The organism is Pedobacter sandarakinus, from assembly GCF_026240095.1.
GTDB lineage: Bacteria > Bacteroidota > Bacteroidia > Sphingobacteriales > Sphingobacteriaceae > Pedobacter > Pedobacter sandarakinus.
In genome coordinates, this window is the sequence record NZ_JAPIVG010000004.1 from 240,919 (window position 1) to 264,839 (window position 23,921).

At 36.5% G+C, this 23,921-nt stretch carries 25 protein-coding genes and 1 tRNA gene; 24 read left to right on the top strand and 2 right to left on the bottom strand.

What is annotated here, in order from left to right; all coding sequences use genetic code 11:
* Positions 1 to 17 precede the first annotated feature (17 nt).
* A complete protein-coding gene (locus tag OQ268_RS12440) occupies positions 18 to 368 on the bottom strand; it encodes a 4Fe-4S dicluster domain-containing protein (protein ID WP_265856467.1) in 351 nt (116 codons plus the stop codon).
* Between the two features lie 78 nt (positions 369 to 446).
* Between OQ268_RS12440 and OQ268_RS12445 the strand changes: the two genes are divergently transcribed.
* The 6 genes from OQ268_RS12445 (at position 447) to dnaJ (ending at position 6,571) form a co-directional block, all read left to right on the top strand.
* Positions 447 to 1,466: an acyl-CoA reductase gene (locus OQ268_RS12445; protein ID WP_265856468.1), complete on the top strand. Its 1,020-nt coding sequence runs from the start codon at positions 447 to 449 to the stop codon at positions 1,464 to 1,466.
* Positions 1,467 to 1,535: 69 nt separating this feature from the next.
* On the top strand, positions 1,536 to 3,416 hold the full coding sequence (locus OQ268_RS12450) for a T9SS type B sorting domain-containing protein (protein ID WP_265856469.1): 1,881 nt from the start codon (positions 1,536 to 1,538) through the stop codon (positions 3,414 to 3,416).
* Between the two features lie 156 nt (positions 3,417 to 3,572).
* Positions 3,573 to 3,776 (top strand): fructose-6-phosphate aldolase, encoded by a 204-nt coding sequence (locus OQ268_RS12455; RefSeq protein WP_265856470.1) that lies wholly within the window; start codon positions 3,573 to 3,575, stop codon positions 3,774 to 3,776.
* A 1-nt stretch (position 3,777) separates the two neighbouring features.
* Complete coding sequence (locus tag OQ268_RS12460) at positions 3,778 to 4,461, top strand: cell division ATP-binding protein FtsE (RefSeq protein ID WP_265856471.1); 684 nt, start codon at positions 3,778 to 3,780, stop codon at positions 4,459 to 4,461.
* A gap of 190 nt (positions 4,462 to 4,651) precedes the next feature.
* Positions 4,652 to 5,233 carry a nucleotide exchange factor GrpE gene (locus OQ268_RS12465; RefSeq protein WP_265856472.1) on the top strand — a complete coding sequence of 194 codons (582 nt, stop codon included), beginning with the start codon at positions 4,652 to 4,654 and terminating at the stop codon, positions 5,231 to 5,233.
* Between the two features lie 171 nt (positions 5,234 to 5,404).
* Positions 5,405 to 6,571 (top strand): molecular chaperone DnaJ, encoded by a 1,167-nt coding sequence (dnaJ, locus tag OQ268_RS12470; protein ID WP_265856473.1) that lies wholly within the window; start codon positions 5,405 to 5,407, stop codon positions 6,569 to 6,571.
* A 152-nt stretch (positions 6,572 to 6,723) separates the two neighbouring features.
* Here the strand turns inward: dnaJ and tamL are convergent, their stop codons facing one another.
* Entirely contained in the window at positions 6,724 to 9,135 is a 2,412-nt protein-coding gene (gene tamL, locus OQ268_RS12475) for a translocation and assembly module lipoprotein TamL (RefSeq protein ID WP_265856474.1), read from the bottom strand.
* Between tamL and OQ268_RS12480 the strand changes: the two genes are divergently transcribed.
* The 18 genes from OQ268_RS12480 (at position 9,126) to OQ268_RS12565 (ending at position 23,868) form a co-directional block, all read left to right on the top strand.
* On the top strand, positions 9,126 to 9,875 hold the full coding sequence (locus OQ268_RS12480) for a TrmH family RNA methyltransferase (RefSeq protein ID WP_265856475.1): 750 nt from the start codon (positions 9,126 to 9,128) through the stop codon (positions 9,873 to 9,875). The genes tamL and OQ268_RS12480 overlap by 10 nt on opposite strands.
* 66 nt (positions 9,876 to 9,941) lie before the next feature.
* Positions 9,942 to 10,015: transfer RNA gene (locus OQ268_RS12485), tRNA-Cys, on the top strand.
* A gap of 34 nt (positions 10,016 to 10,049) precedes the next feature.
* Positions 10,050 to 10,220, top strand: a complete 171-nt coding sequence (locus tag OQ268_RS12490; protein WP_196100435.1) for a spore protein — start codon at positions 10,050 to 10,052, stop codon at positions 10,218 to 10,220.
* A gap of 307 nt (positions 10,221 to 10,527) precedes the next feature.
* Positions 10,528 to 11,409: a hypothetical protein gene (locus tag OQ268_RS12495; RefSeq protein ID WP_265856476.1), complete on the top strand. Its 882-nt coding sequence runs from the start codon at positions 10,528 to 10,530 to the stop codon at positions 11,407 to 11,409.
* Between the two features lie 373 nt (positions 11,410 to 11,782).
* Positions 11,783 to 12,211: a hypothetical protein gene (locus OQ268_RS12500; RefSeq protein WP_265856477.1), complete on the top strand. Its 429-nt coding sequence runs from the start codon at positions 11,783 to 11,785 to the stop codon at positions 12,209 to 12,211.
* A 211-nt stretch (positions 12,212 to 12,422) separates the two neighbouring features.
* Positions 12,423 to 12,566, top strand: a complete 144-nt coding sequence (locus tag OQ268_RS12505) for a hypothetical protein (RefSeq protein WP_265856478.1) — start codon at positions 12,423 to 12,425, stop codon at positions 12,564 to 12,566.
* A 9-nt stretch (positions 12,567 to 12,575) separates the two neighbouring features.
* Positions 12,576 to 14,996, top strand: coding sequence for an AAA family ATPase (locus tag OQ268_RS12510; protein WP_265856479.1), 2,421 nt, complete (start codon positions 12,576 to 12,578; stop codon positions 14,994 to 14,996).
* 2 nt (positions 14,997 to 14,998) lie between these two features.
* The gene (locus OQ268_RS12515) at positions 14,999 to 15,163 is read left to right on the top strand and encodes a hypothetical protein (protein ID WP_265856480.1); all 165 of its coding nucleotides are present in this window, start codon (positions 14,999 to 15,001) and stop codon (positions 15,161 to 15,163) included.
* A 239-nt stretch (positions 15,164 to 15,402) separates the two neighbouring features.
* The gene (locus OQ268_RS12520; protein WP_265856481.1) at positions 15,403 to 16,368 is read left to right on the top strand and encodes a DKNYY domain-containing protein; all 966 of its coding nucleotides are present in this window, start codon (positions 15,403 to 15,405) and stop codon (positions 16,366 to 16,368) included.
* A 384-nt stretch (positions 16,369 to 16,752) separates the two neighbouring features.
* Positions 16,753 to 17,457 (top strand): hypothetical protein, encoded by a 705-nt coding sequence (locus tag OQ268_RS12525; protein WP_265856482.1) that lies wholly within the window; start codon positions 16,753 to 16,755, stop codon positions 17,455 to 17,457.
* 346 nt (positions 17,458 to 17,803) lie between these two features.
* Positions 17,804 to 18,115, top strand: coding sequence for a hypothetical protein (locus tag OQ268_RS12530; protein ID WP_265856483.1), 312 nt, complete (start codon positions 17,804 to 17,806; stop codon positions 18,113 to 18,115).
* 42 nt (positions 18,116 to 18,157) lie between these two features.
* A complete protein-coding gene (locus OQ268_RS12535) occupies positions 18,158 to 18,439 on the top strand; it encodes a hypothetical protein (protein WP_265856484.1) in 282 nt (93 codons plus the stop codon).
* Positions 18,440 to 18,597: 158 nt separating this feature from the next.
* Complete coding sequence (locus OQ268_RS12540) at positions 18,598 to 19,305, top strand: hypothetical protein (protein WP_265856485.1); 708 nt, start codon at positions 18,598 to 18,600, stop codon at positions 19,303 to 19,305.
* A gap of 379 nt (positions 19,306 to 19,684) precedes the next feature.
* Positions 19,685 to 20,794, top strand: coding sequence for a leucine-rich repeat domain-containing protein (locus tag OQ268_RS12545; protein WP_265856486.1), 1,110 nt, complete (start codon positions 19,685 to 19,687; stop codon positions 20,792 to 20,794).
* Between the two features lie 308 nt (positions 20,795 to 21,102).
* On the top strand, positions 21,103 to 21,471 hold the full coding sequence (locus OQ268_RS12550) for a hypothetical protein (protein WP_265856487.1): 369 nt from the start codon (positions 21,103 to 21,105) through the stop codon (positions 21,469 to 21,471).
* A 167-nt stretch (positions 21,472 to 21,638) separates the two neighbouring features.
* The gene (locus tag OQ268_RS12555; RefSeq protein ID WP_265856488.1) at positions 21,639 to 22,541 is read left to right on the top strand and encodes a YwqG family protein; all 903 of its coding nucleotides are present in this window, start codon (positions 21,639 to 21,641) and stop codon (positions 22,539 to 22,541) included.
* 160 nt (positions 22,542 to 22,701) lie between these two features.
* Positions 22,702 to 23,193, top strand: a complete 492-nt coding sequence (locus OQ268_RS12560) for a hypothetical protein (RefSeq protein WP_265856489.1) — start codon at positions 22,702 to 22,704, stop codon at positions 23,191 to 23,193.
* A gap of 189 nt (positions 23,194 to 23,382) precedes the next feature.
* Complete coding sequence (locus OQ268_RS12565) at positions 23,383 to 23,868, top strand: hypothetical protein (RefSeq protein ID WP_265856490.1); 486 nt, start codon at positions 23,383 to 23,385, stop codon at positions 23,866 to 23,868.
* Positions 23,869 to 23,921: the final 53 nt, after the last annotated feature.

A 23,921-nucleotide genomic window follows, 5' to 3' on the forward strand; every position in this document is an offset into this window, starting at 1 on the left:
TTAATTATTTATAAAACTTAGTTTTCCTGGTGTAACCAAGCTTTCTTTGTTAGTAACTCCTCTTCTGTCTCCCGGATATCCTCATCATCCACACAACAATCTACCGGACAAACAGCAGCACACTGAGGTTCATCATGAAATCCTTTACATTCTGTACACTTATCAGAAACGATATAATATACTTCATCAGAAACTGCTTCCTGAGCGGTATCGGCTTCGATTTGTTGATTACCAAAATCGATGATCCCATTAAGATTGGTACCATCAGAGAAACGCCATGCAGTTCCGGCATCGTAAATTGCATTATTTGGGCATTCTGGTTCGCAAGCCCCACAATTTATACATTCGTCTGTTATTTTAATCGCCATGTCTTCGTCTAATTCTTTTGCTTAGTTTACCTTTGCGCTGCAAATATAAGATATAATCCATTAATAATAATTCTAAATATGTCAGCATTAACTCAAGAAAAAGCAATTTCTGCATTTAAAGCACTTGGTATTAAGCTTACTCAACCATCAGAAAAGTTGGAAGCAATCATAGCTCGTGCAGAAGGTAGCAATGCTTGGTTTACTGCAGATAATATTAAGAAAGCTATTCTTTCCTTTGCTGAAATGCTCAATAGCGCTGATATTGATGCCTGGTTTGCAAACATGTCTTACACCAATACGCCGAAAAAAATTGGTTTGATATTGGCGGGAAACATCCCAATGGTAGGCCTACACGATGTACTTTGCGTACTGGCTACCGGAAATGTTGCGCTCATCAAACTTTCCTCAACAGATGATCAATTGATCAAAGCGGTTATCAATCTACTTACCGAGATTGAACCTTCGTTCGAGAATAAAGTTGTTTACGTAGAACGCCTCAAAGATTTCGACGCGGTTATTGCTACTGGGAGCAACAATTCATCAAGATATTTTGATTACTATTTTGGCAAGGTACCCAATATCATCAGGAAAAACAGAAATAGTATTGCTGTTTTAGATGGCACGGAAACTACTGCAGATTTCGCAAATCTTGGTTTTGATATATTTGATTATTTTGGTTTGGGCTGTAGAAATGTATCCAAGATTTTCTTCCCTAAAGGATACGATATTGCTAAGTTCTATGAGGGGATTGAACATTTCCTACCAGTGATTAATCACTTCAAGTATCAAAATAATTACGATTATAACAAATCTATCTACCTGGTTAACGCTGCGAAACATTACGATAACGGGTTTCTCTTACTAAAGGAAGACGTTAACTTAGCTTCTCCGCTAGCGGTTTTATTTTACGAGGAGTATTCAGATCTAATATCTTTAAAAGAAAGATTACAGCAAGAAACACAAAACATACAATGCATCGTTACTAAAGGTAACTTAGAAACAAAGACCTTTGCTTTTGGAGAAAGCCAACATCCAAAGCTATGGGATTATGCAGATAATGTTAATACGATAGATTTTCTAAAAGATTTAGAAAATTAAATCTACAATTTAATCACTTTTTTATACACATCCTCGTCTATGCGTTGTATCGCTAAGCTCATTATTTTCATGCATTTTGCACTGTGTGGGAGTATTGTGTCTGCACAGGAATGCAATGGTGCGCTTGGCGATCCGGTCGTTAACTTCAATTTTGGCTCTGGCACATCAACTATAGGCCCCAGTTTAGGCAGCGTTACCAATTATAAGTTCATAAACGGTTCGCCAGATGATGGACAATACACTATTGCAAAGAATACCTTTGGCATGCATAACGAGCCTAGAGGTTGGCACCAAATTACCAATCATACACCGAACGATCCAAATGGTTATATGATGGTGGTAAACGCATCCTTCACTTCTGACATATTTTACCAGACAAATTTACCTCCACTTTGCTCGGGCACCACTTACGAATTTGCAGCGTGGGTGATTAACATATTAAATTATTCGGGCATCAAGCCAAACGTTACTTTTCAAATTGAAACCAGGGGTGGCCAGATTTTAAAAACATACAATACTGGCGATATTCCTGAGCGAACAAGCCCTACGTGGATTAAATATTCAACGGTATTTACCACAGGAAGCGAAACCGATTTGGTGTTAAAAATTATAAATGCTGGTCAAGGCGGAATTGGTAACGACATTGCGCTTGATGATATTACATTCAGGGCTTGTGGCCCCATCATCACATCGACAGTAAATAATGTAAGTACCGATCATTTTAGTTTATGTGAGGGAGAAAGCGATACTTTTGCAATCAAAGCAGACGTGTCTACAGGTGTTTATGCCAATCCCAGATACCAATGGCAACTAAATAATGGCAATGGATGGAATGATATAGCTGGCGCCAATACAACGGCATATCTCGCTGAATTTCTGCAAGCAAAGCCTGGAAGCTATCAATATCGATTGGTAGTGGCAGAAGCAGAAAACATCAATTCACCCAATTGTAGGGTTGCCTCATCACCAATTAGCATACTCGTAAATCCCACTCCTGTGGCTGTAGCAACCAATAGCGGACCAGCATGTTTGGGGCAAAATATCCAACTTAGTGCAACAGGAGGAACAAGTTACGAATGGGTTGGTCCTAACTTCACGTCTAACCTCCAAAATCCCACGTTGCCAAACGCAGATTTTTCCATGGCAGGTACATATACTGTTACGGTAACGCAGAATGGATGTACTGCAACAGCAAGCACAACGATATCTGTATTTCCACCCGTCGAGATTTCTACAAGTGAAGACACCGTAACGATTTGCGAAGGCACCGCTATCCCATTAATGGCAAGCGGTGGCACAACCTACCAATGGAGCCCGGCGATCGGCTTATCGAACGACAGGATTGCCAACCCAATTGCATCTCCGAAAGATACCACAACTTACACGGTAACGGTATCAAACGGTGGATGCTTTGAAACAGCAACGATAACGGTGAATGTAGTTAAAAATGCAATTGCTAATGCAGGAGCTGACCAGAAGATTATTTCAGGACAATCAGTGATCTTAGACGGTAAACTCTCTGGAGATTATGAAACTTTCTACTGGACACCCTCAGATTACCTTGATGATCCCAATAGTTTAACGCCAACTGCCAGTCCACCTACCGATATTACTTACACGCTTAATGCTACCACAAAACTGGGGTGTTCGATGAGTAGCGACGCTGTATTTATTAGGGTTTATCCTAAAATTGTAATTCCCAATACTTTTTCGCCAAATGGCGATTCGGTTAACGATACCTGGAACATTCCAGCCGCCGCAGCATTCCCCAACCCCATTTTAAAGGTTACTAATCGTTATGGCAAATTGGTTTACGAAAGTACGGGCACCTTTAAACCCTGGGATGGAAAAAGCAATGGTAGGGAATTACCTCCGGCGGTTTACTATTACACTATTTATTTTAATGAAGATTTTAAAACTTACACCGGCTGGATTAATTTAATTCGTTAACTGCTGGAGATAACATTTTTTCCAATCCTAAAATGGTTCGTTATGGTTCAGTACTTCGTCTTTATAAAGCCTGTTACAATTAGTCTCCTGGGAGATAAATTCATTTTAAACTGATTTTTGAGGATTTTAAAAATTGAAATGCTATTTTTGGGCACAATGTATATCGTCAAAGTTAAAGGCATCGCCAAAATTCCAGATTACGTGCAGTTGAGAGATGATAAGTTTACCCTCTTGGCCTATTTTCGCGTAGACAGACCCGATAAATCTTTAGAAAAGCTGGGCTTGGGAGACAAACAACAATACATTATGGAAATGGTTAAAGATTTGCCTTTCGGGCAAATTGCTAAATTAGAAATATAATATGGCAGGAAACGCAGTAATCCACTTGAGCAATGTTGATGTATTTCAACAAAAACACTTAGTACTATCAAATGTAAATTTACACATCGAGAAAGATGAATTTATTTTTCTAATTGGGCAGACAGGTTCGGGGAAAAGTAGCTTGCTTAAAATCTTATATGGCGATTTACATATTGGTAACGGCGAAGGAAATATTGCAGGTTTTGATCTTAAAAACCTAAAAGAAAGTCAGGTGCCTTTCTTGCGCAGGAAACTCGGTGTTGTGTTTCAAGATTTTCAATTACTAACTGATAGAACGATTGAAAAAAATCTTGAATTTGTACTAAAGGCAACAGGATGGAATGATCAAAAACTGATTAATGAGCGTATTAAAGATGTTCTAGACAAGGTGGGACTTCGCTCTAAAATAAAAAAAATGCCTCATGAAATTTCTGGTGGAGAGCAGCAGCGTATTGTTATTGCAAGGGCGCTTCTTAACGATCCAGAAATTATTCTCGCTGATGAGCCAACAGGTAATTTAGACCCGGAAACATCAGAAGAAATTGTTACGCTACTAAAGCAAATTAGTCAGAACGGCACCGCAGTTTTAATGGCGACACATGATTACCACATTATCCGCACCTATCCATCTCGTATTATCAAATGCGAAAATGGCCTTGTACAAGAGGGGGCTCAGATCGCATAAAATATAATCCGCTAGAAAATGGTTACGCTTGTAAGCATGACCATTGACGAGGATAAACCCAAATCATTAATTTGTTGTCAGCTAATCAGCCAAACTGTTCAGATAAATCAACTCAAATCTGACAGCTTGGCTGATTTACGTTTATGGCAAAATAGTTGAGAATACCCTCAAAAAAATTCAGCCTAGTATTATGTTCAATAAGAAGAAAAATAACGATAAAGAAGAAAATATAACTAATCCTGAAAACGCATCGGAAAATATTACAGAGAATTTAGAAAATGCTGATGCTACAACAAATGAAACAGAACCTGTTGTTGAGTTAAGTGCAGAAGATAAGTTACAAGCAGAAGTACAGCAACTTAACGATAAATACTTAAGATTATATGCCGAGTTTGATAACTATAAACGCCGTACGCAAAAAGAGCGTGTAGAGTTATTACAAACTGCCGGGAAAGATGTCATCGTATCTTTATTGCCTGTTCTAGACGATTTCGATCGTGCCTTAAAAGCTATGGAAACTGCAGCAGATGTAGCTCCAGTTAAAGAAGGCATTTTACTGGTAAGCACTAAACTAAAAAACACTTTGGCTCAAAAGGGCCTGAAAGATGTAGAGAGCATTAATCAGCCTTTTGATACGGATTACCATGAGGCTATTACCAATATCCCTGCACCTACTGAAGACTTGAAGGGAAAAGTAATTGACGAGGTGGAGAAAGGATATACATTAAATGATAATGTAATCCGCTTTGCTAAAGTTGTTGTTGGGGCATAAAAAAATTGTTAAATGATAATGCTTAAACGATTGAATCTATTTTAGTTTTTAAAGCAGTTGATCATTTAAATATTTATACAGACATAATTATTGAGGGGAGAATTATTGAAACGTTGAATCTTAGGATTCTGTGTTTTTAGCTTTCTACCATTCAATCATGCTATAAAGAAGATGAGTAAAAGAGATTATTACGACGTCCTGGGCGTTAACAAGAGTGCCGCAGCTGATGAAATAAAAAAAGCTTATCGTAAGATGGCTATCAAATATCACCCAGATAAAAATCCGGGAGATAAGGCAGCCGAAGATAAATTTAAAGAAGCAGCAGAGGCTTACGAAGTCTTAAGCAATGCCGATAAAAAACAAAGATACGATCAGTTTGGCCATGCGGGTGTTGGGAGTAGTGCATCTGGAGGCTACGGTGGCGGCAATATGAACATGGATGACATCTTCAGTAACTTTGGAGATATATTCGGTGGCCATAATCCATTCGAAAGCTTTTTTGGTGGCGGCGGCGGTGGTGGCCAGCAACGCGGGGGAAGACGTGTAGCCAAAGGCACTAACTTACGTATTAAGGTTAAGCTTACCTTAGAAGAAATTGCACATGGTGCTGAGAAAAAAATAAAAGTTAACAAATTAATCGTTTGTAAAACTTGTGATGGTTCTGGCGCAAAAGATAAATCATCAGTAAGTACTTGCGGTACTTGCGGTGGCAGTGGCCAGGTACGCCGAGTAACCAACACCATTTTAGGTCAAATGCAAACAGCTTCTACTTGTCCTACCTGCAACGGAAGTGGTCAGCAAATTACGTCTAAATGTAATGTTTGCCATGGTGATGGTGTAGTACGTGGAGAAGAAACCATTACGATTAACATTCCTGCCGGTGTTAGCGAAGGCATGCAGTTAAGCATGAGTGGAAAAGGCAATGCAGCGCCTAATGGCGGCATACCAGGCGATTTAATTATCTTAATTGAAGAAACGCCACACGAAACGCTAAAGCGAGAAGGCAATAATATTGTTTACGATTTACACCTCAGTTTTGTAGATGCAGCGTTGGGTATGAGTATTGAAGTACCAACAATTGATGGTAAAGCAAAAATAAAAATAGAACCTGGTACGCAAAGTGGCAAATTGCTCCGTTTAAAAGGGAAAGGCTTACCAGAAGTAAATTCATACCATAGAGGCGATGAAATTATTCACATCAACATTTGGACGCCAAAAGCTTTAAGTAGTGAAGAACGTTCCGCATTGGAAAAACTTCGTGAATCGCCAAACTTTAAGCCACAGCCAGGAAAAAACGACAAGAGTTTCTTCGAAAAAATGAAAGAATATTTTGAATAGTTAATGTTTTTGAACAACGTTTTAAAAAACCAATGGCTTTACCATTGGTTTTTTTATATGCGAAAATTTATCCATCAATTTCATTCACCATAATGATGATGGACCAAATGGTTTTCCCAAGGCTTTCGTTACACCAATATTCGGCAAATAAGTTAAAAAGGCATACCTATACCAAAATTGTACTGTAAGAAACGGTAAGTATCTGGCGAGTGGGTATTATAATAGTTATCTTTAAAGTCTCTACCACCAGATAAAAATTTGCCAATAACCCATTGTTCACTTCCATTGAATTGTGGGTCTTTGAGTTTTAGGCCAATATCGAACCTAAAAACAAAGTATTGTACATCGTACCTAAAACCAACACCCGTACCAATTGCTAATTGCTGAGCCAGTTTACTTAGTTTAAATAAGGCTTTTTCTCTTACCGAATCATCGGTAACAGGCAAGAAGCTAGAGTTATTCAAATTCCAAATATTTCCGGCGTCTACGAAAGCGGCTCCCTTAAGCGTGCCTCCAAAAAACTTCTTCAGCATGGTGTATCTATATTCGAAATTGGTTTCGATTTTCATCTCCCCTAGCTGGTCTAGACCAAAAAAAGCACGACGGCCTTCGGGAGTTTTAATTACCTCCCGATTATAATTACCTGGTCCAAGTGTTCTGGCCTGCCACGCCCTAATTCCGCTTGCGCCACCTGCGAAAAACAACTTCTCGAATGGAATGCCATAATCTATCGAATTACCATAAGCGTAACCTACACCAGCATTTACCCTTGCTATAAATTGCTTTTCGCCACCCAAATGCTTGTACCATCTTAAATCTATTTCAGGCCGCACATACTGGTTAAAGGGAAGACCTAAAAACTTTGCAGTATTACTGTTCTCAGGATCGCGTTGCGCACCCGTAATACTGGTAATGGCCTGTAACAGGTTGCCGGCAATGTCAATTCCTCCCCTTAAATAAACAAAAGTTCTATACTGATTTAATTTATCGTTATTTAAGGTGTATACATATTTCATGCCCAGGGTAAAGTCTTTCCGATCTAACAGTGCGGCATAATATAGGTTATTAATCAGCGTGGTTTGGTCTATACCCGGTTGCAGGTTTCCAAACCGGTATTCGAAATTTAGGGGCGTAAATGAGTGGAGCTTAGACTTGGTTTCGAACCAATCGTAGGTTATCGAATTTATAAATATATTCCGTACCGAAACATCTTTCTGCAAGGCATAAATATAACTGGAAGAGAATGTGGTGTGCGGCATGCCATTGGCACCCAATACAGGGTTGTAGAAGGGGATAATCAACCGAGGTACAGAAATGCTGGCGCTGATGGAAAAATCCCTTTGGTAAATATCGCTGAAGGGTTTCGACCCATTACCAAGCCGAGACTGCAAACCACCTTTCACCTGCAACTCGAAACGCTCTGCCCCACCAAACAAATTATTGTTAGAATAGGTATTACTTAGGTTAAAACCAACCGTTCCGCCATTAAAGGGCACCTCTCCCTCTACCCTATTACTCATCACTTTTTGTGGCGTAAGTAAAATAATGGGAATAATTTTATTTGATGTGCTATCGCGATTATAATAATCTATTTTAACATTTTTAAAGATATTAAGCTCATAAAGCCGATCGTAAGTTAAATTTTCATTTCTGATGTCGTAGCGTTCACCCCGTTTTAAAAAATCATACCGCACAATTGGGTTGCGTCGGTATCGTTTAGAAAAATCGGTAAAAATTATGCCGTTAACGGTATCCTTGCTCAATTTTGTGCGCACAGAATCTGGAAACCCATCAGGACTTGGTGCAATGATCATATGCGTGTAATCGATATTATACTGCTTGTGTGGTCCGGTTGCAGGATTGGTAATATTCAGTCTTAAATCAACTTTTTCCGGCTTCTCTGTTTCAATAACATCGAAGTTCACATATGGTCGTAAAAAATAAAAGTAGCCATTTTCCTTCATCACGCGGTAGATTTGTTCACGCTCGTAGGTGAGCGAATCTACATCGTACTGCATCCCTTCGTGTAAGCGTGTGAAAGCTGGCTTATTAGCATGATATGTGTCTTTAACTGTGTTGTTGGAAATTTCATCAGATATCTGATCAATATATGACGCTTTACCCTGATCGGCTTTAAAATTAATTTCTGCCTTTTTATTTTTTACCTGGATGTTGGCGGTTACCTTCGCCTGGAAATACCCTTTACCTTTTAAAAACTTCTCTATCTGGTTTCTGGAAATCTCTACGAGTGTACTATCCAATATTGCCGGGGGTGTACCAAAAGATTTGATGTTGCTGGTTTTATATCTGCCATCTTTGGTGTTGAAAAGGTTATAAAGCGGCACATTGATACTGAATGCAGAAATTGGCCTGATATCTTTTTGCACATAGTTGTAAGCCTGCTCCTCAAATCTTGTGTCTACACTATCTATGGTAACTTTTTTAACGATTGCCTGATAATCTGCGATGTATTTTGTTGAAGAGCAGCCCTGAATTAAAACAATAATTAATAGTAATATTGCACTTTTCAGTTTATAATAGTTAGAGGATTGGTATGCTTTCAAAATCTCAGATTAGTTTTATTAAGTCGTTACATCAAAAAAAGTACCGTAAAGCACATGGTTTGTTTTTGGTTGAGGGTTTAAAGTCCATCAAAGAATACATAAACTCTAAATACCAGATCGATTCCATTTACTACGTTAGCGAGCAATCTGCGTTGTTACCCAAATTACCCGCAAATATAAACTTATTTGAAGTAAACAACGCTGATTTAGGCAAGATTAGTACGTTACAAATGCCACAGGGTTTCTTGGCATTGATAAAAACACCTGAAACAAAAAAATTAGCGCCTAGCACTTTGGCTAACAGGTTTACGTTGGTGCTAGATGGCGTACAAGACCCAGGAAATATGGGCACCATTATACGTACAGCAGATTGGTTCGGATTCGAGAATATTATTTGTTCGGAAGACAGTGTTGAAGCTTATAACCCGAAAACTGTACAGGCTACGATGGGTTCGCTACCGCGGATAAATATTTATTACGAGAATTTGAACATTTTTTTTGAGCAAAATACGCTACCTGTTTTTGGCGCCCTATTAGATGGGAAATCCATCTATGAAACCAATTGGGGAAATGAAGGAATAATTGTTTTGGGAAATGAAGGCAAAGGAATTTCTGCAGAAGTGATCGCCCAAGTAAACCAACCCGTTACCATCCCTCGGGTTGGAGGGGCTGAATCTTTAAACGTTGCCGTAAGTGCGGCAATTTTTTGCGCTGAAATAGTGAGGGTTAAAAATTTCTAATATAAATCTTTCCTTATTATTTGCGGGCTAATTAATAATTGCTATTTTTGCAACCTTGAATTTAAGGGTCGAGTGGCCGAGTGGCTAGGCAGAGGTCTGCAAAACCTTCTACAGCGGTTCGAATCCGCTCTCGACCTCCATTTGTACAAATAAAATAATTAAAAGGTTATTACCATGGCAGTTACCAGATTAAAAAGAAAAGACAGAAGAAATAAAAACACCGCTCACCAAGAGGTAGCGTTTTTAAAGAGAGCAACTAACATTGAGTTAGGTAGTCGCTCTGCTCAACCTAAAAACGATCAGTTAGCTAAAAACAATGCTGTTTTAGCTAGCTTAGCGAAATAGTTTTTAGTCAACTTCTAAAAATACTAAAGCATCCTTCTGATCAAAGGATGCTTTTTTTTGTGGTTGTGTTTTTTGATTAGCTAGTAGCAAAGCCCTACCTCATCGTGTATTTTTGCCAAGGCAAAAAAGCAAACCAAAAACTACCCTTAACATAGGTTTTGTAAAATCATCGGGCGACCTACGACCTCCCGCTTCGCAAACTCCGATCAAATTTGTACTTTAACTGAAAATTAATGCAAGTAATCGGTGCTTTCATAAAGCCTCGGAACGTTAGGCGTAATGTTAGCCGAGCGAAAAACCTTATTAAATGAAAAGCAATATAATTTCGACATTATTATTTTTAATATGGCCCTTTGGACTTTTTGCAAGTCCTCAAATGCCTGACTACATCATTTATGGAAAAGACACAATTGCCACCTATAACCTCATACTTGAAACTTATTTACAAAAGCTAGACTCAACAAAGACCGACAAATTATTTGGATTAAGTTTTCGTGATGGTTCGTCTTTTAGTTGTTGGAGAGGTTATCAAGCGATATATAAAATAGAAAATAACCGCTTATTTCTAGTAGATATAATTAATTGCGGAGAACTTAGAAATGGAAAAATTGACAAAAAGCAATCTTTTGAAAAAATGAAATCAATTTTTAGCGAAAAGTTTACGAATGGAAAAGTATGCATTGATTGGTTTGATGGAGACGTCAATTTTCCATTGACGAATAGACTATTGAGGTGGGATGGAGTTTTCTATAAAATTTTTGAAAAAGAAAGAGTGCTTAACATTTCAAAAGGTGCTGTTCAAAAAGTTGAAGACTTTGAAAACTATATTGATGACCCAAGTCGAATAGACAGAAGATATAAGGATAAAATTTCTGAACTATTATTCGAAAAACTGCATCATAAAAAATGGAAAAAAGCTGATAATTGTGACTGTTCAGAAAAATACTTTGTGACTATAAATGAATTAGGAAATGTTTCAAAAATCAAAATTATAGGTTATGATACTACCGAAAAAATTGAGCAAAATTGGGAAAGAGCTGAATATAATTATTGTGTAAATACAATGTTCAAAAGATTGAAGAAACTCAAATTTGACATTATAAAAGATAAGGGAAAGGCAATGTCTGAAGATATATACATTGAGATTTGGACTAAAGAAGATGGAGAAATTGAAAATTGGACGAGATAAAAAACACTCCTGCTAACAACAGGTTTAAAAATTTGCGGGGTGAAGTGCTTATATTTTCATCACCCCTTTTTATTATCTTCATCTCAGGTTGACAAAGTTTCTGCAAGTAATTTCGTAAATTCTTAAACCTGCAAAACGTTATGTGCAATTTTCGTTTTGCCCTGGCCGAAGCTCCGCTTCAGTCTCTATTCTTTTGCCAAGGCAAAAAGGCAAACCAAAAACTACACTTAACTCAGGTTTTGTAAAACCACCGGGCGACCTGCGGTCTCCCGCTTCGCAAACTCCGAGCAAATTTGTACTTTAACTGAAAATTGATGCAAGTAATCGGTGCTTTCATAAAGCCTTGGAACGTTATACGTAATTGCTCGACAAAATGAAATCACTGGCATCTGTAATATTACTTCTATTTATAGCGACATTTTCGTTTGGTCAGGATTTTCCAAACAGTTCTTACGGACTGACTGCTGAAGAAAATGAGCTATGGCTAAAGAGGGTCATATCATCGGAAAAGGGAACACAACTAACTTTAATTCAAAATAGATTTTTTAAAAGAAAAGACTTTACCAAGTCAACAAACACCGCTATTCCAGTGGTAATCGCAAATGGAATTGTAGTAAATGAAATAGTAAACACCGAATTGAAGAGTTTATTGGCTGCTCAACTTACGACAGATAAAGTTCAGATTACAATAGTAGAAAAGGAACCAGAAGGACTTTATGTAAACAAAGCTTGGACAGGGATTATAGTTTTAAGTATTAGTGACAAGAAAATAAATAAGCTTCTGAAAAGATATAAACCTTAATAAAGCTATTTACAACTACGTATAACAACAGGTTTAAGTTAAGCCTCGGGCGAAGTGAGAACACGAAAATTTGAAGCTATTTATTTAGATTAGTGCAAGAGGTTCTGTTGTGCAAATAATAAGGCTCAACTTAAACCTGCAAACCGTTATCGGCAACCTTAAGAAACATCACCGCAACATTCGACAAACTGACAATAATAATTAAACAACGATGCCAGAGACACCTTTAAAAAATAAAATCATTGCGTGGCTTAAAGGTTACGACTACTGGTTTCAATATGCAGGGAACCGACTATTAGAAGGCGAAAATGTTAGTGATGCTTTAGCAGACACGACATATCAATTATTCAAATAAGATTATGCTTTGAAATCTACTGAAGGCGAAAGAGCTGAAATAATATTTAATGAAGTTGTTGCTGATGCAGCAGCAGTTGCAGGAAACCTGCAACTGCAATTGATAAAGGAAATTGAAAATGTAAATGCACTTGCAACAGGACAATCAATCCCAATCAATCCAAACTTGACAATCATTTATGGCGGAAACGGAACGGGAAAATCAGGTTATGTTAGATTACTAAATAATGCCTTTAGCTCAAGAGGTGACAAACAAATTCTTCCAAATGTTTTTTCTGATGCAGCTATTGGTGAACCAGCTTGTAAATTTACTTTTCAATCAACATCCGTACCCTACGATTTAGCTTATCCATTGCAGAAAAGCAATATAGAATTTTCACAATATTCAGTTTTTGACACTCACAGTATTAGGGTGCTTTTAGAACAAGACAATAAACTTGACTTCACACCGATCGGTTTTGAATTTTTTGAAAAGATTTTGCAACTATACGAAGCTGTAAAATCAAAACTTTACGCAGAGATAAAAGCAAACAGACCTGTAAATGAATTTGAAAAATTTTTCGTAAATGACAATGCAATAAAAGATTCGATTGCAAATCTTGGGGCAAATTCAAATGAAGAAGAACTAATAGCATTAGGAACATACACAGAAGAAGACGCAGCAAAACTTGCAGAACTAATTGCTAAACGAGAAGAACTGAAAGCCCTTGACATCCCCAAAAAAATCGCAGAACTTCAAAAACTTCTTTCGCAACTTACTGAATTTACAAACAGACTTCAAGCAATATTAGATTGCTTGAAGCCCGAGGATATTGAACATTACAAGTTATTGATAACCTCATTTCACAAATTTCAAGAGTTAGCAAAGCAAGAAGGCGTAAAAAGTTTAGAGGACTATAACATTGAAGGTTTAGGAAGCAACGAATGGAAAGAATTTGTTAGAGCATCTAAAAATTATGCTTCTGCAATTGAAGCCAACAGGGATGGGAAAATTTATCCTTCTGAAAACGACAACTGTTTGTTCTGTTTGCAACCCCTTACAGAAAAGGAAAACTCTTTAATAAATTCCTACTGGAATTTATTAAAGAGTGAAGCAGAAGGTGAACTGAACCGAATAATTCAAGCAATGCGAGAATTAGAAAAGAAACTCAAAGGACTGCTACCTGTAAAGTTTGATGAAACCACAACCCTTTTTGAATATGTAAATATTTATGATGCAGCATTCGCTGCAAAATGGAAGGACATCGTTTCCTTATCTGAAACAGCAAGACAGAATATAATCTCCAATTTAGTAAATAGAAATCTTGACTTACCAATGCCTCATTTTGCAGTTTCAACAAATGAGTTTGATAAGGTTATTGCACAATTAAAGGCGACCATTGAAGATTTATTTCAAAAAAATCCTTCAAAAGAATTGGAAGAATTAGAAAAACAAATTCAATTTCTAACAGACAAAAATTTATTAAATAAATTACTTGAACAAGTTTTGGTTTTTGTCGCAGCCCACAAGTGGGCTGCAAAAGCAGAAAGCTCTGCTTCTGCATTTAATCCAAGGTCTATTACAATTAAACAAGGAGAATTGTTTTCAACTCATATCACAGATAAATACACTGAAACTTTCAATAAAGAGTGCAGAAACCTTAATGCTCCAAGTGTTGTTGAAATTTCACAAAGAAACGCAAGAGGTACTACATTAAGAAAACTACAAGTTGCTGGCGTGGTTGCGAATAGTATTTTAAGTGAAGGGGAACAAAGAGCAATTTCTTTGGCAGACTTTCTAACTGAAGTTCAAATGAACCCTACAAACAAAGGAGTTTTCTTTGACGACCCTGTTACATCTCAAGACCATCACAGACGAGAAAAAATTGCTGAAAGATTAATTGAACTTGCATTGCAAAAGCAGGTTATTGTCTTTACTCACGACATCGCCTTTTTCATTCGTTTGAAAATAGCAGCAGATACAACCGCAACTCCATATAGCTTTACAACTATTAGAAATATCGGAGGAAATCCAGGAATTATCAGCCCAGACTTACCTTGGACTGCCCAACCAGTTAAACAAAGAATTGGAACACTTCGTGACAGGCTTGTGCGATTAAAGAAAATCGAACAATCAGGAAATGAGGATGAATATTTATTTGCAGCAAAGTCTTGGTATGGATTATTACGTGAAGGTTGGGAAAGGGCTGTTGAAGAAAGACTTTTTAAAGGTGTTGTAGAAAGATTTTCATTAGGAGTTCAAACTCAAAAGTTAAAAAAAGTAGTAATTACAGATGAGTTACTAGAAGACATTGAAATTGGAATGACCGAAAGCTCAAGTTGGATACACGATGCTGCTGCTGGACTAAATCCAACACCACCCGACACGACAAAAGCCGAGGCAGACCTGAATAAACTAAATGATTTTTCAAATAAATGTGTACCTGCTTGACAATGAAAAACAACAAATGGACAAATAGAAAGGCAGCCGATAACAGCACCTACCCAAAAGGCGGGGTTTCTTGCCTCGCAGACAGTTTTGTGGTAGCCGAAAGTTCAGTTCTCCGAATGAAGTTTAGTGGTAAAAATCCCGCCCTTCGGGTAGCTGCAAAACGTTAAGTGCAATTTTCGTTTTGCCCTGGCCGAAGCTCCGCCTCAGTCGCTATTTTTTTGCCAAGGCAAAAAGGCAAACCAAAAACTACACTTAACACAGGCTTTGTAAAATCACCGGGCGACCTGCGGTCTCCCGCTTCGTAAACTCCGAGCAAATTTGTACTTTAACTGAAAATTAGTGCAAGTAATCGGTGTTTTCACAAAGCCTCGGAACGTTAGCGGCTATTTTAAAAACGACATCGGAAATGACAACAAGACATATAAAAATATTTATTACAATTTTGACAATTTCGTTTTTGACAAGTTGCAGACAAGGCTATAAAGTTGAAAATAATAAAGTTTACTATGAATATTGGAACGAAGGTAGTGGACAAGGAAAACGTTTAATTGAGCAAGCAGACGCTACGACTTTTCAAACTGTAGAATTTGATTGTGATTGTAGTTTTGATTTTGGCAAAGACAAAAATCATTTATTCATAGACGGAGAACCAATAAACGATATTGATCCGAAGACCTTTAAATTCATAGGTAATTACATATTTGCCGACAAAGACAAAGCGTACTTTTTTGGTTTTTATAACAATTTGAACGACTGTGCAATAAAAGGAGTTAAGCCAAACCAAATTCAACTAATTAAATATCGCTGGGCTAAAGCAGGCAACTTCTTAATTCACGGACACGACACAGTGTATGTTGACGACATTAAAGATTTTGTTCCGATTGATGAAGATTGGGGAAAGACAAAAAAACACATAATTAATAACAATCAAATTTTATACGGAGCAGACGTAGAAACATTTAAAGTCACAAGTACTTTTCAAGGTAAAGACAAAAGGTTCAATTACGAGTTCGGAATTATTAATGAAGATGATTTTAAAAAAGTTAGTTTCAAAAATTTTGATTTTGCTAATAAAGATTTCTGCCAAACTGAACCGATTGTATTCATAGATGTTTATGACAGTTTAGTTTCATATAACGAAGACAAAAATAAACCAATTGAAATTGTTGAAAAGCTTAAACAAGTGGGATTTACATTAATTGATACGAAGTATTTAGATTGGGGTGGAGAATCAAAAATTATCAGAGCTTCTATGACAAATAAAAAATGTAATTGTATTGTTGAAAAACTTTATCGTTACGATTATGGAAAACCTTCTGAAACAAAAAACATATTTAAAGTAACAGAAAGAATATACTGTGAAGCGAAATAAAATAGAAATGCAGAACAAAAAAACAGCCGCTAACAGCAGTTTGGCAAAATGGCGGGTTCAGTGCTAAATTGAACACACGGATTTCTAATCAACATTTGTGCTAAATTGAACATTTGTGCTTCGATTTCCGCCACATCGCCAAGCCCTGTCCGTTAAGTGCAATTTTCGTTTTGCCACGGCCAAAGCTCCGCCTCAGACTCTATTTTTTTGCCAGGGCAAAAAGGCAAACCAAAAACTACACTTAACACAGGTTTTGTAAAACCACCGGGCGACATGAGGTCTCCCGCTTCGCAAACTCCGAGCAAATTTGTACTTTAACTGAAAATTAATGCAAGTAACCGGTGCTTTCATAAAGCCTCGGAACGTTAGCAGCAATATTTGGACATGACCGACACAGAAGAAATATTATCACCTGACAGTAACTTTAAGTTGCACTTTTATGACGACATAGAACCTCGAATGGGTATGACAATGAGCAAATTTTCGTTGACTGACTTGCGGACAAAAGACAAAGTGATGTTTAAACCACTTATGACACTTGGTTACAAAGGACACTCAACCTCTTGGACGGACAGTTCCAGATTTTTTTCTTTATCAATAGGCCTTCCATCTGACAGCTTTTTCATTTATGACACTCACACAAAAACATTTGCAGCTATACCTTTTATTAATGTTTGGGTGTTGGACGGACACTGCTTTGACGACCGAATTGAAATAGAATTTAGTGATGACCAAATTCCCGAGAGAAAAGAGCATAATAAATATCCCACAAAGAATTTCTCTAAGCCGACAAACTTAACATTCAATTTTGACACCTTGACTTGGACATCAATAGACAGCATCGGCAACTATAAATCCTTACTTGATAAGGGAGTTGTTCATGACCTAAAACCTATTGACAACGGATGGCGAAAATTTAAGGGTAACTTGCCGCAGACAACGGAGGTTCTTGTTTGGGAACTAAACGAGTTTGCTAGGTATGGGGACAATCAATCAAAAGAATGGTGGGACGAAATTCAATCAAAGACCACAGACATTAATTATTGGATAAATGCATCTGACTATCTTGGACAACGAAAAAGGAAATAATACTGCTGCTAACACGGGTTTTGCGTCAGGCGGGGTGACGTGCAAACTTGGAGCTTTGTGCATCTATTCAGGTTCAGTGCTGGTTGAAAGTTTGGTGCTCCGAAACCCGCCCGAACGCAAAGCCCGAAAACGTTAAGTGCAATTTTCGTTTTGCCCTGGCCGAAGCTCCGCCTCAGTCGCTATTTTTTTGCCAAGGCAAAAAGGCAAACCAAAAACTACACTTAACACAGGTTTTGTAAAATCACCGGGCGACCTGCGGTCTCCAGCTTCGCAAACTCCGAGCAAATTTGTACTTTAACAGAAAATTAATGCCGGAACGTTATGTGCTACTTTAGGACGACAGACAATGGACACGAAAATAAGACAAGGACAATTTGAGGTAATTGACAGTTTTGCTATTAGGAGCAGAAATGAATTTTATCTCATTGGACAGCTAAAAGAGGGGACAGTTCAAGAGAAATGGTTTATTAATGTTTCATTCAACAAATCACTTTCAATGACTATTCGGATCACAGCAATTGAGGACGTTGAAATTTCAAGCGAAGCTAATAAATACAAACTTTTGATTGTTTCGGGCGACACTGAAACAATTGACCTATTACTCGGACTAAAAATTGGAAGTGAATTTCTTGACATTACAATTGAAGGAGAAGATTAAACGAAAGGCATTCTATATATAGACAACGACAATATTGGAGAGGTGAGTTTTTCAATCATTGACAAAAGCATGGGTGCTATTGGCGGTAATTTAATTGCTAACGAAAACTATAAAAAGTATCAGGCGAAAATTCAACAGCATTTTGAGAAACAAGGAATTTCCAATATTGACAATTTCAATTTTCGCATTGTTCTTGCAAACAGCTATGAATTAAAACCAGAGGGCGGTATTGGTATAACGGACTCGGCAGAGTTTGACGAAATTTATGTCGAATCTACAGGACTTGACACAAAAACAATGGACAAAATAAAAAACGCCCTATAACATGCGTTTTGCATTAGTGGGCGGACAGTGCGAATAGAAACATTTGAGCATTTAGTAAACGTTGGCGCTGGCAGACAGTCTACGGTTTCAAAAGCCCACCAACGCCAAGCCCTGTCCGTTATAGGGAATTTTAAGATAGACCGAAAACAGACAGAACAATGGGAACTTGGAATACGAAAATAAACGGGAACGACACCTTTCAAGAAATATATCAAAACTACTTTGACTTATACAATCAAGGACAAAATCCTGCGGACATTTCTAAACAAATCCAAGAAGACTTTTTTGAATTTTTTAACGACTATGACGACCGCAACAACAGTTTATTTGGACTTGCATTAGCACAATGGGAAACAAAATCCCTTGACCCGACAGTTTATAAAAAAGTTAAAGAAATTATTGAAACGGATTACGACCTTGAAGTTTGGAAAGGACTTGGTGCGGACGACAAGATAATAGAAAAACGCAAAAAAGAACTTGACAAGTTCCTAACTCAAATTTCAACAGAAAGAGAAAAACAGAAACGCAGAGTTAGACCTAAGTTTGGATTTATGCAAGTTGACTTGGTGAATTTAATGGCACCTGACAACAAAAAGCGATTTACGGTAAGCGAGCATTTTACAAATGAAATTTATAAGCACACAGGTTCACTGATGATGTGGCAACCAGGAGTTGACAAAGTATTCATAAACGGAGGTGGGGGTTCAGTCTTGTATTTCACAGGACAAGGGAAAAACATTTCAGCAAAATGGATTGACAGTGAAACATTAGAAGTAACACACGACAAAAACATTGAATTTACAAAGCAAGACGAACGAGCATACTTTTGTGGCGACGACATTAAAATAATTTACAAGCCACAATGAAGACAAAAAGAAAAACGCCCTATAACAGCACCTACCCAAAAGTGGTTAAATCAAGCTTTGTGCATCTATCAAAGTTTGTGCTTAGTTGACAGTGAGGTGCTTCGAAATCGCCACATCGCCAAGCCGAAAAACGTTAACTGCAATTTTCGTTTTGCCATGCCCGAAGCTCTATCTCGGTCTCTTTTTTAGCCAAGGCAAAAAGGCAAAACAAAAACTACACCTAACAACAGGTTTTCTAAAATCACCGGGCGACCTACGACCTCCCGCTTCGCAAACTCCGAGCAAATTTGTACTTTAACTGAAAATTAATGCAAGGGAAAGGTGCTTTCATAAAGCCCCGGAACGTTAGCAGAAATTTTATACCCAAAGATCGCAAAAGATGAAAACAATACTAATTTTTCTCATTTTCATAAATATTTCCGTATTTGGACAACAATTTAATTCCGTTGAACAAGCAGAAAAAAATCCTAACAAAGTAGAAATATTAGATTTATCAAACCGTGATTTAAAACTTCTTCCTACACAAATATCCAACTATAGAAACTTAAAAGAAATTGATTTAGGTCAAAACCCAAATCTAAACTTAGAACAGAGTTTTAATATTCTAAAAAACAATAAAAAATTAAAAACTATTTATCTTCAAGAAAACAATTTAGAAAAATTACCTCTAAATATTTCCGAGATTAAAAATCTAAAAGAACTCTGGCTTGACGAAAATAACTTTTCCGAAATTCCAAATGGCATTATGAAATTAGAAAAACTTGAATATTTAAGATTGTTTGGCAACAATATTTCTAAAATTTCTTTTACCGAAAATGACTTACCAAAACTTAAATCTATTGATTTATGTTATAACAACTTTTCTGATTTTCCAGTTGAATTGGCTAACTTAAGAAATTTACAATATATCGTAATGTGGTATAGTAATGTTGAAAAAATTCCGAAAGAAATTGGGAGTTTAAAAAATATCAAGGTTTTAAATCTTGAAGGAAATAAAATATCTAAATTACCAAAAGAATTTTCAAAACTTAGCAAACTTGAAAAATTATCACTTAGAAATAACAGTTTGGAAACTGAAAATTTAAAACCTATTTGGAAATTGATAAATCTTGAAGAATTAGAAATAGAAAATAACAACATATCTGAATTGCCGACAGAAGTTTCAAATCTTTCACAATTGAAACGATTATCAATTGGAATTAATCCATTGAAATCAATTCCAAAAAGCGTTTCACAACTCAAAAAACTTGAGCAACTTGGATTGGTTTCATTAAACAAATTTAATTGGTCTGAAACTTTTGCGATAATTTCAAAAAATAAAAATTTAAGACGAATTGGGCTTCCTTCTTGTGGATTATCAATTATGCCAAATGGATTTGAAAATTTAACACAAGTAAAAACTTTTTGGCTAAATGGAAATTCTTTTGACTATTACGAGCAAGAAAGATTGAAAAAGCTTCTTCCAAATGCACAACTTGAGTTTAAGTAAAAAAACTTCTGCTAACAAGGGTTTTGCAATAGTGGGGCGAAACTGCAAAGTTCAACGGTTGTTCTTCGGTTCAACTTTTGTAAAAAAATGAAGATTTGTGCTTCGATTGCCCCACCATCGCAAAGCCCCGAAACGTTAGCAGAAATGCCTAAACAACTAGCCAAAGAATTACTTTAAAATTAGAACTTAACATATTGAACCTTTTTAATTAATTTTTCAGGCAAGACAAAAGCGTTATAAATTGGGACGAAGTCAAAAACTCTGACAAAGCATTTCCAAAACACTCATTTTCAATACTTAAATTAACAATGAAAAATGGGGAAATGGGTACAGGTTGGGTTGACAAAAGCTATAAAAATTACAATTATAAAGAATTTTGCCCATATAACATCCAGATAGAGATTGACCTAACTGACGAAATAGCCATTAACAATTCTGACCTTGATATGGGAACAATCGAAGATTTTTTTTCTGATACACTAAATAAAATTTGTATTTGTCATCTGGTTTCAAGGCTGGTTTCTGATAAAGGAATGGACATTATAATATATGCAGAATTAGAAAGACCTACTACCCAATATTTGGAGAAAATCAAAAATGACGCAAATAGAATTATATCGTTTAATTATAAATCGTTTCACGACCCAAGGTGGACAAAAATCAAAAAGTTACTGTAAAAGTATAGAACTTCTGCTAACAGTGGTTTTGCTAATTTTTTGGGCGAAAAGCGATATGCGAGTTCAGTAATTATTTATTAAGTTAGTGGTTTGGGTATTTGGAATAAGCAACATCAAAAATTCGCAAAGCCCCAAACCGTTAGCCGTCATTTTAAAGCGACACCAAAATGAATATAGAAGAATTTAAAAATAGACTTGATACTAACGGACTTGGAAAATATTTTGACAAGTTGCAACCTCTTTTGCGTAACACAATCAGACTTTACCAAAAAGCCACAGACGAAAACAATATAGCTATTGGACAGACAAAAATTGGCGGTAGACCAGACTTGCCAAAAGAAATTTCTTGGGTAACAGAAACGAACATTGTAGAAACGAAAGAAAAAAAGTTCTTAATTTTTAACAGTAAAAAGGAAGAAACAATAACGAAACCACTTTCTTTTATTGCTCAAATAAATTTATCCGAAACCTCATTATTTGACAAAGACAACTTGCTACCAAAGCAAGGACTTCTATACTTTTTCTATTCGGCAGAACAAGAAGTTTGGGGCTTTGACTATATTGACAAAAATAAATTCAAAGTAATTTATTGGGACGGAGACTTTAAAAAACTTTCAAGAGTTAACTTTCCAACAGATTTGCCTGAAAATTCTTCTTATAACCCCTGTTCGGTAGACATAGCATCAGAAGTTAGTTTACCTTCTTATGGACACGAAGTTTATGAAGACTTTGCAGATGGAGAAGATGATAAATTTTGGGAAGACGTTTATAATGACGGAAATCTAAATAAACTTTTAGGTTACTCGGACAACATACAAAATGAAATGGAGTTGGAGTGTGAACTTGTAACGAATGGACTTTATTGCGGAGACCAATCAGGTTACAATGACCCAAGAGCAAAAGCACTTGAACCAAATGCAAAAAATTGGCGACTACTTTTACAAATTGACAGTAATGAAGAAAATGAAATGATGTGGGGCGACTGTGGACGACTTTACTTTTGGATAAAGAAGGACGACCTCTTAAACAAACAATTTGACAAATCTTGGTTCAGTTTACAATGCAGTTAGATAAAAAACGAACGGCTAACATGGGTTTGGCAATAATTGGGCAGACAGTTGTAAATTCAACATTAGTAATTCTGTTTGACTTTTGTGCAAAACTGAACATTTGTGCTTCGATTGCCCCACCATCGCCAAGCCGTAAACCCTTATAGGTAATTTTAAGACAATGCTAAGAACATCATTTTTAATCATATTATTGTTATTTAAGACCTTATCTAAATATGCTCAAACTAACGACGAAAATATTAGACTCCTAGTTTTCCAAAAACGAGTTTTAAATAAAACGTTCGTATTCGGTAAATGGACTGAAAATGGCGGAACTGAAACTCAACTGACCTACTTGGGAGAGGTTAAAACAAAAACAGGAAGAAACCTTAAAGTTGTAAATTCTGTATGGCTTTGGGGACTTTCAAAAAGAGCAACTTCTAGAATTTTGATTTTCAATAACGAAAATAAATACTTGGGCAACTATTTATTGACAATGATTCACGAACTGCCCAATGAGCTAACAAATGGAAACCTTATATTTAAAAATTCCGTCGGTGACTGTGAAAAAAACCAAACGACAGCAATTAATTTGAAAAATGGATTACCAAAACAACTTTTCAGAAACTGTGAAAAAGATGAGGGTGATGTTTTTAGTTTTCAATCAAAATAATTAATATTAAAACTGCCTATAACAGTAGTTAAGCTAAGCCTCTCCCTAAGTGGCAACACAAGGATTTGAAGCATTTTATTTAGTTAGTGCAACAGGTTCTGTTTTGCAGGTAATGAGCGTCAACTTAAACTTGCAAAGTTTATCGACAAGCTTACTTCGCCCCTTTTTATAAAGATAAAATAAATTAAAATGACGAAGTATTTACTTTTTATCACATTCATATTTCCAATCTATTTATTTGGGCGAAATGGGATAACGAAAACTTTGCTGAAAAAAATTATTAAGGAAAGTAAACTCGAAATTAAAAACGGAAAATTCTCTTTACCATCGAGTCGACCATGGCAATTTGATAATACTGATAGTTCATGTTTTAAAAAAGATACATTAACTACTTATAGTTACAACACATCCAAACAAAAAGACTTGTGCAAAGTAGTTGATTGGACATTCTACCACGAAAATGCATCTATCTTTGGGAATGAATCAAACTGTAAAGAACCACCAATAAGATCAGTTGAAAAATATCTAAGTGAGTATTTTACGATTGCAATCTATAATGTTGAAAACGAACTTATGATAGATCTTCTCGGGATTGAAGATAGAATGATATGGGAATCTTTTATAGTAATAGAAATCGAGAATAATAAAGATTATAGCAAAATAATGATTGGTTAGAAGATTTAATGCAAATTAATAAAGCCAGCCGATAACCGCAGTAAGCACCAGTG

Bases quoted from the DNA above. Each gene is read 5' to 3' on its own strand.
- OQ268_RS12515 (WP_265856480.1), top strand. From the start codon at position 14,999: ATGAAAAACAACAAATGGACAAATAGAAAGGCAGCCGATAACAGCACC.
- OQ268_RS12465 (WP_265856472.1), top strand. From the start codon at position 4,652: ATGTTCAATAAGAAGAAAAATAACGATAAAGAAGAAAATATAACTAAT.
- OQ268_RS12525 (WP_265856482.1), top strand. From the start codon at position 16,753: ATGACCGACACAGAAGAAATATTATCACCTGACAGTAACTTTAAGTTG.
- OQ268_RS12480 (WP_265856475.1), top strand. From the start codon at position 9,126: ATGCTTTCAAAATCTCAGATTAGTTTTATTAAGTCGTTACATCAAAAA.
- OQ268_RS12530 (WP_265856483.1), top strand. From the start codon at position 17,804: ATGGACACGAAAATAAGACAAGGACAATTTGAGGTAATTGACAGTTTT.
- OQ268_RS12495 (WP_265856476.1), top strand. From the start codon at position 10,528: ATGAAAAGCAATATAATTTCGACATTATTATTTTTAATATGGCCCTTT.
- OQ268_RS12445 (WP_265856468.1), top strand. From the start codon at position 447: ATGTCAGCATTAACTCAAGAAAAAGCAATTTCTGCATTTAAAGCACTT.
- OQ268_RS12455 (WP_265856470.1), top strand. From the start codon at position 3,573: ATGTATATCGTCAAAGTTAAAGGCATCGCCAAAATTCCAGATTACGTG.
- OQ268_RS12490 (WP_196100435.1), top strand. From the start codon at position 10,050: ATGGCAGTTACCAGATTAAAAAGAAAAGACAGAAGAAATAAAAACACC.
- OQ268_RS12520 (WP_265856481.1), top strand. From the start codon at position 15,403: ATGACAACAAGACATATAAAAATATTTATTACAATTTTGACAATTTCG.
- OQ268_RS12440 (WP_265856467.1), bottom strand. From the start codon at position 368: ATGGCGATTAAAATAACAGACGAATGTATAAATTGTGGGGCTTGCGAA.
- OQ268_RS12545 (WP_265856486.1), top strand. From the start codon at position 19,685: ATGAAAACAATACTAATTTTTCTCATTTTCATAAATATTTCCGTATTT.
- OQ268_RS12555 (WP_265856488.1), top strand. From the start codon at position 21,639: ATGAATATAGAAGAATTTAAAAATAGACTTGATACTAACGGACTTGGA.
- OQ268_RS12460 (WP_265856471.1), top strand. From the start codon at position 3,778: ATGGCAGGAAACGCAGTAATCCACTTGAGCAATGTTGATGTATTTCAA.
- OQ268_RS12540 (WP_265856485.1), top strand. From the start codon at position 18,598: ATGGGAACTTGGAATACGAAAATAAACGGGAACGACACCTTTCAAGAA.
- OQ268_RS12565 (WP_265856490.1), top strand. From the start codon at position 23,383: ATGACGAAGTATTTACTTTTTATCACATTCATATTTCCAATCTATTTA.
- OQ268_RS12560 (WP_265856489.1), top strand. From the start codon at position 22,702: ATGCTAAGAACATCATTTTTAATCATATTATTGTTATTTAAGACCTTA.
- OQ268_RS12505 (WP_265856478.1), top strand. From the start codon at position 12,423: ATGCCAGAGACACCTTTAAAAAATAAAATCATTGCGTGGCTTAAAGGT.
- OQ268_RS12450 (WP_265856469.1), top strand. From the start codon at position 1,536: ATGCATTTTGCACTGTGTGGGAGTATTGTGTCTGCACAGGAATGCAAT.
- OQ268_RS12550 (WP_265856487.1), top strand. From the start codon at position 21,103: ATGAAAAATGGGGAAATGGGTACAGGTTGGGTTGACAAAAGCTATAAA.
- OQ268_RS12500 (WP_265856477.1), top strand. From the start codon at position 11,783: ATGAAATCACTGGCATCTGTAATATTACTTCTATTTATAGCGACATTT.
- dnaJ (WP_265856473.1), top strand. From the start codon at position 5,405: ATGAGTAAAAGAGATTATTACGACGTCCTGGGCGTTAACAAGAGTGCC.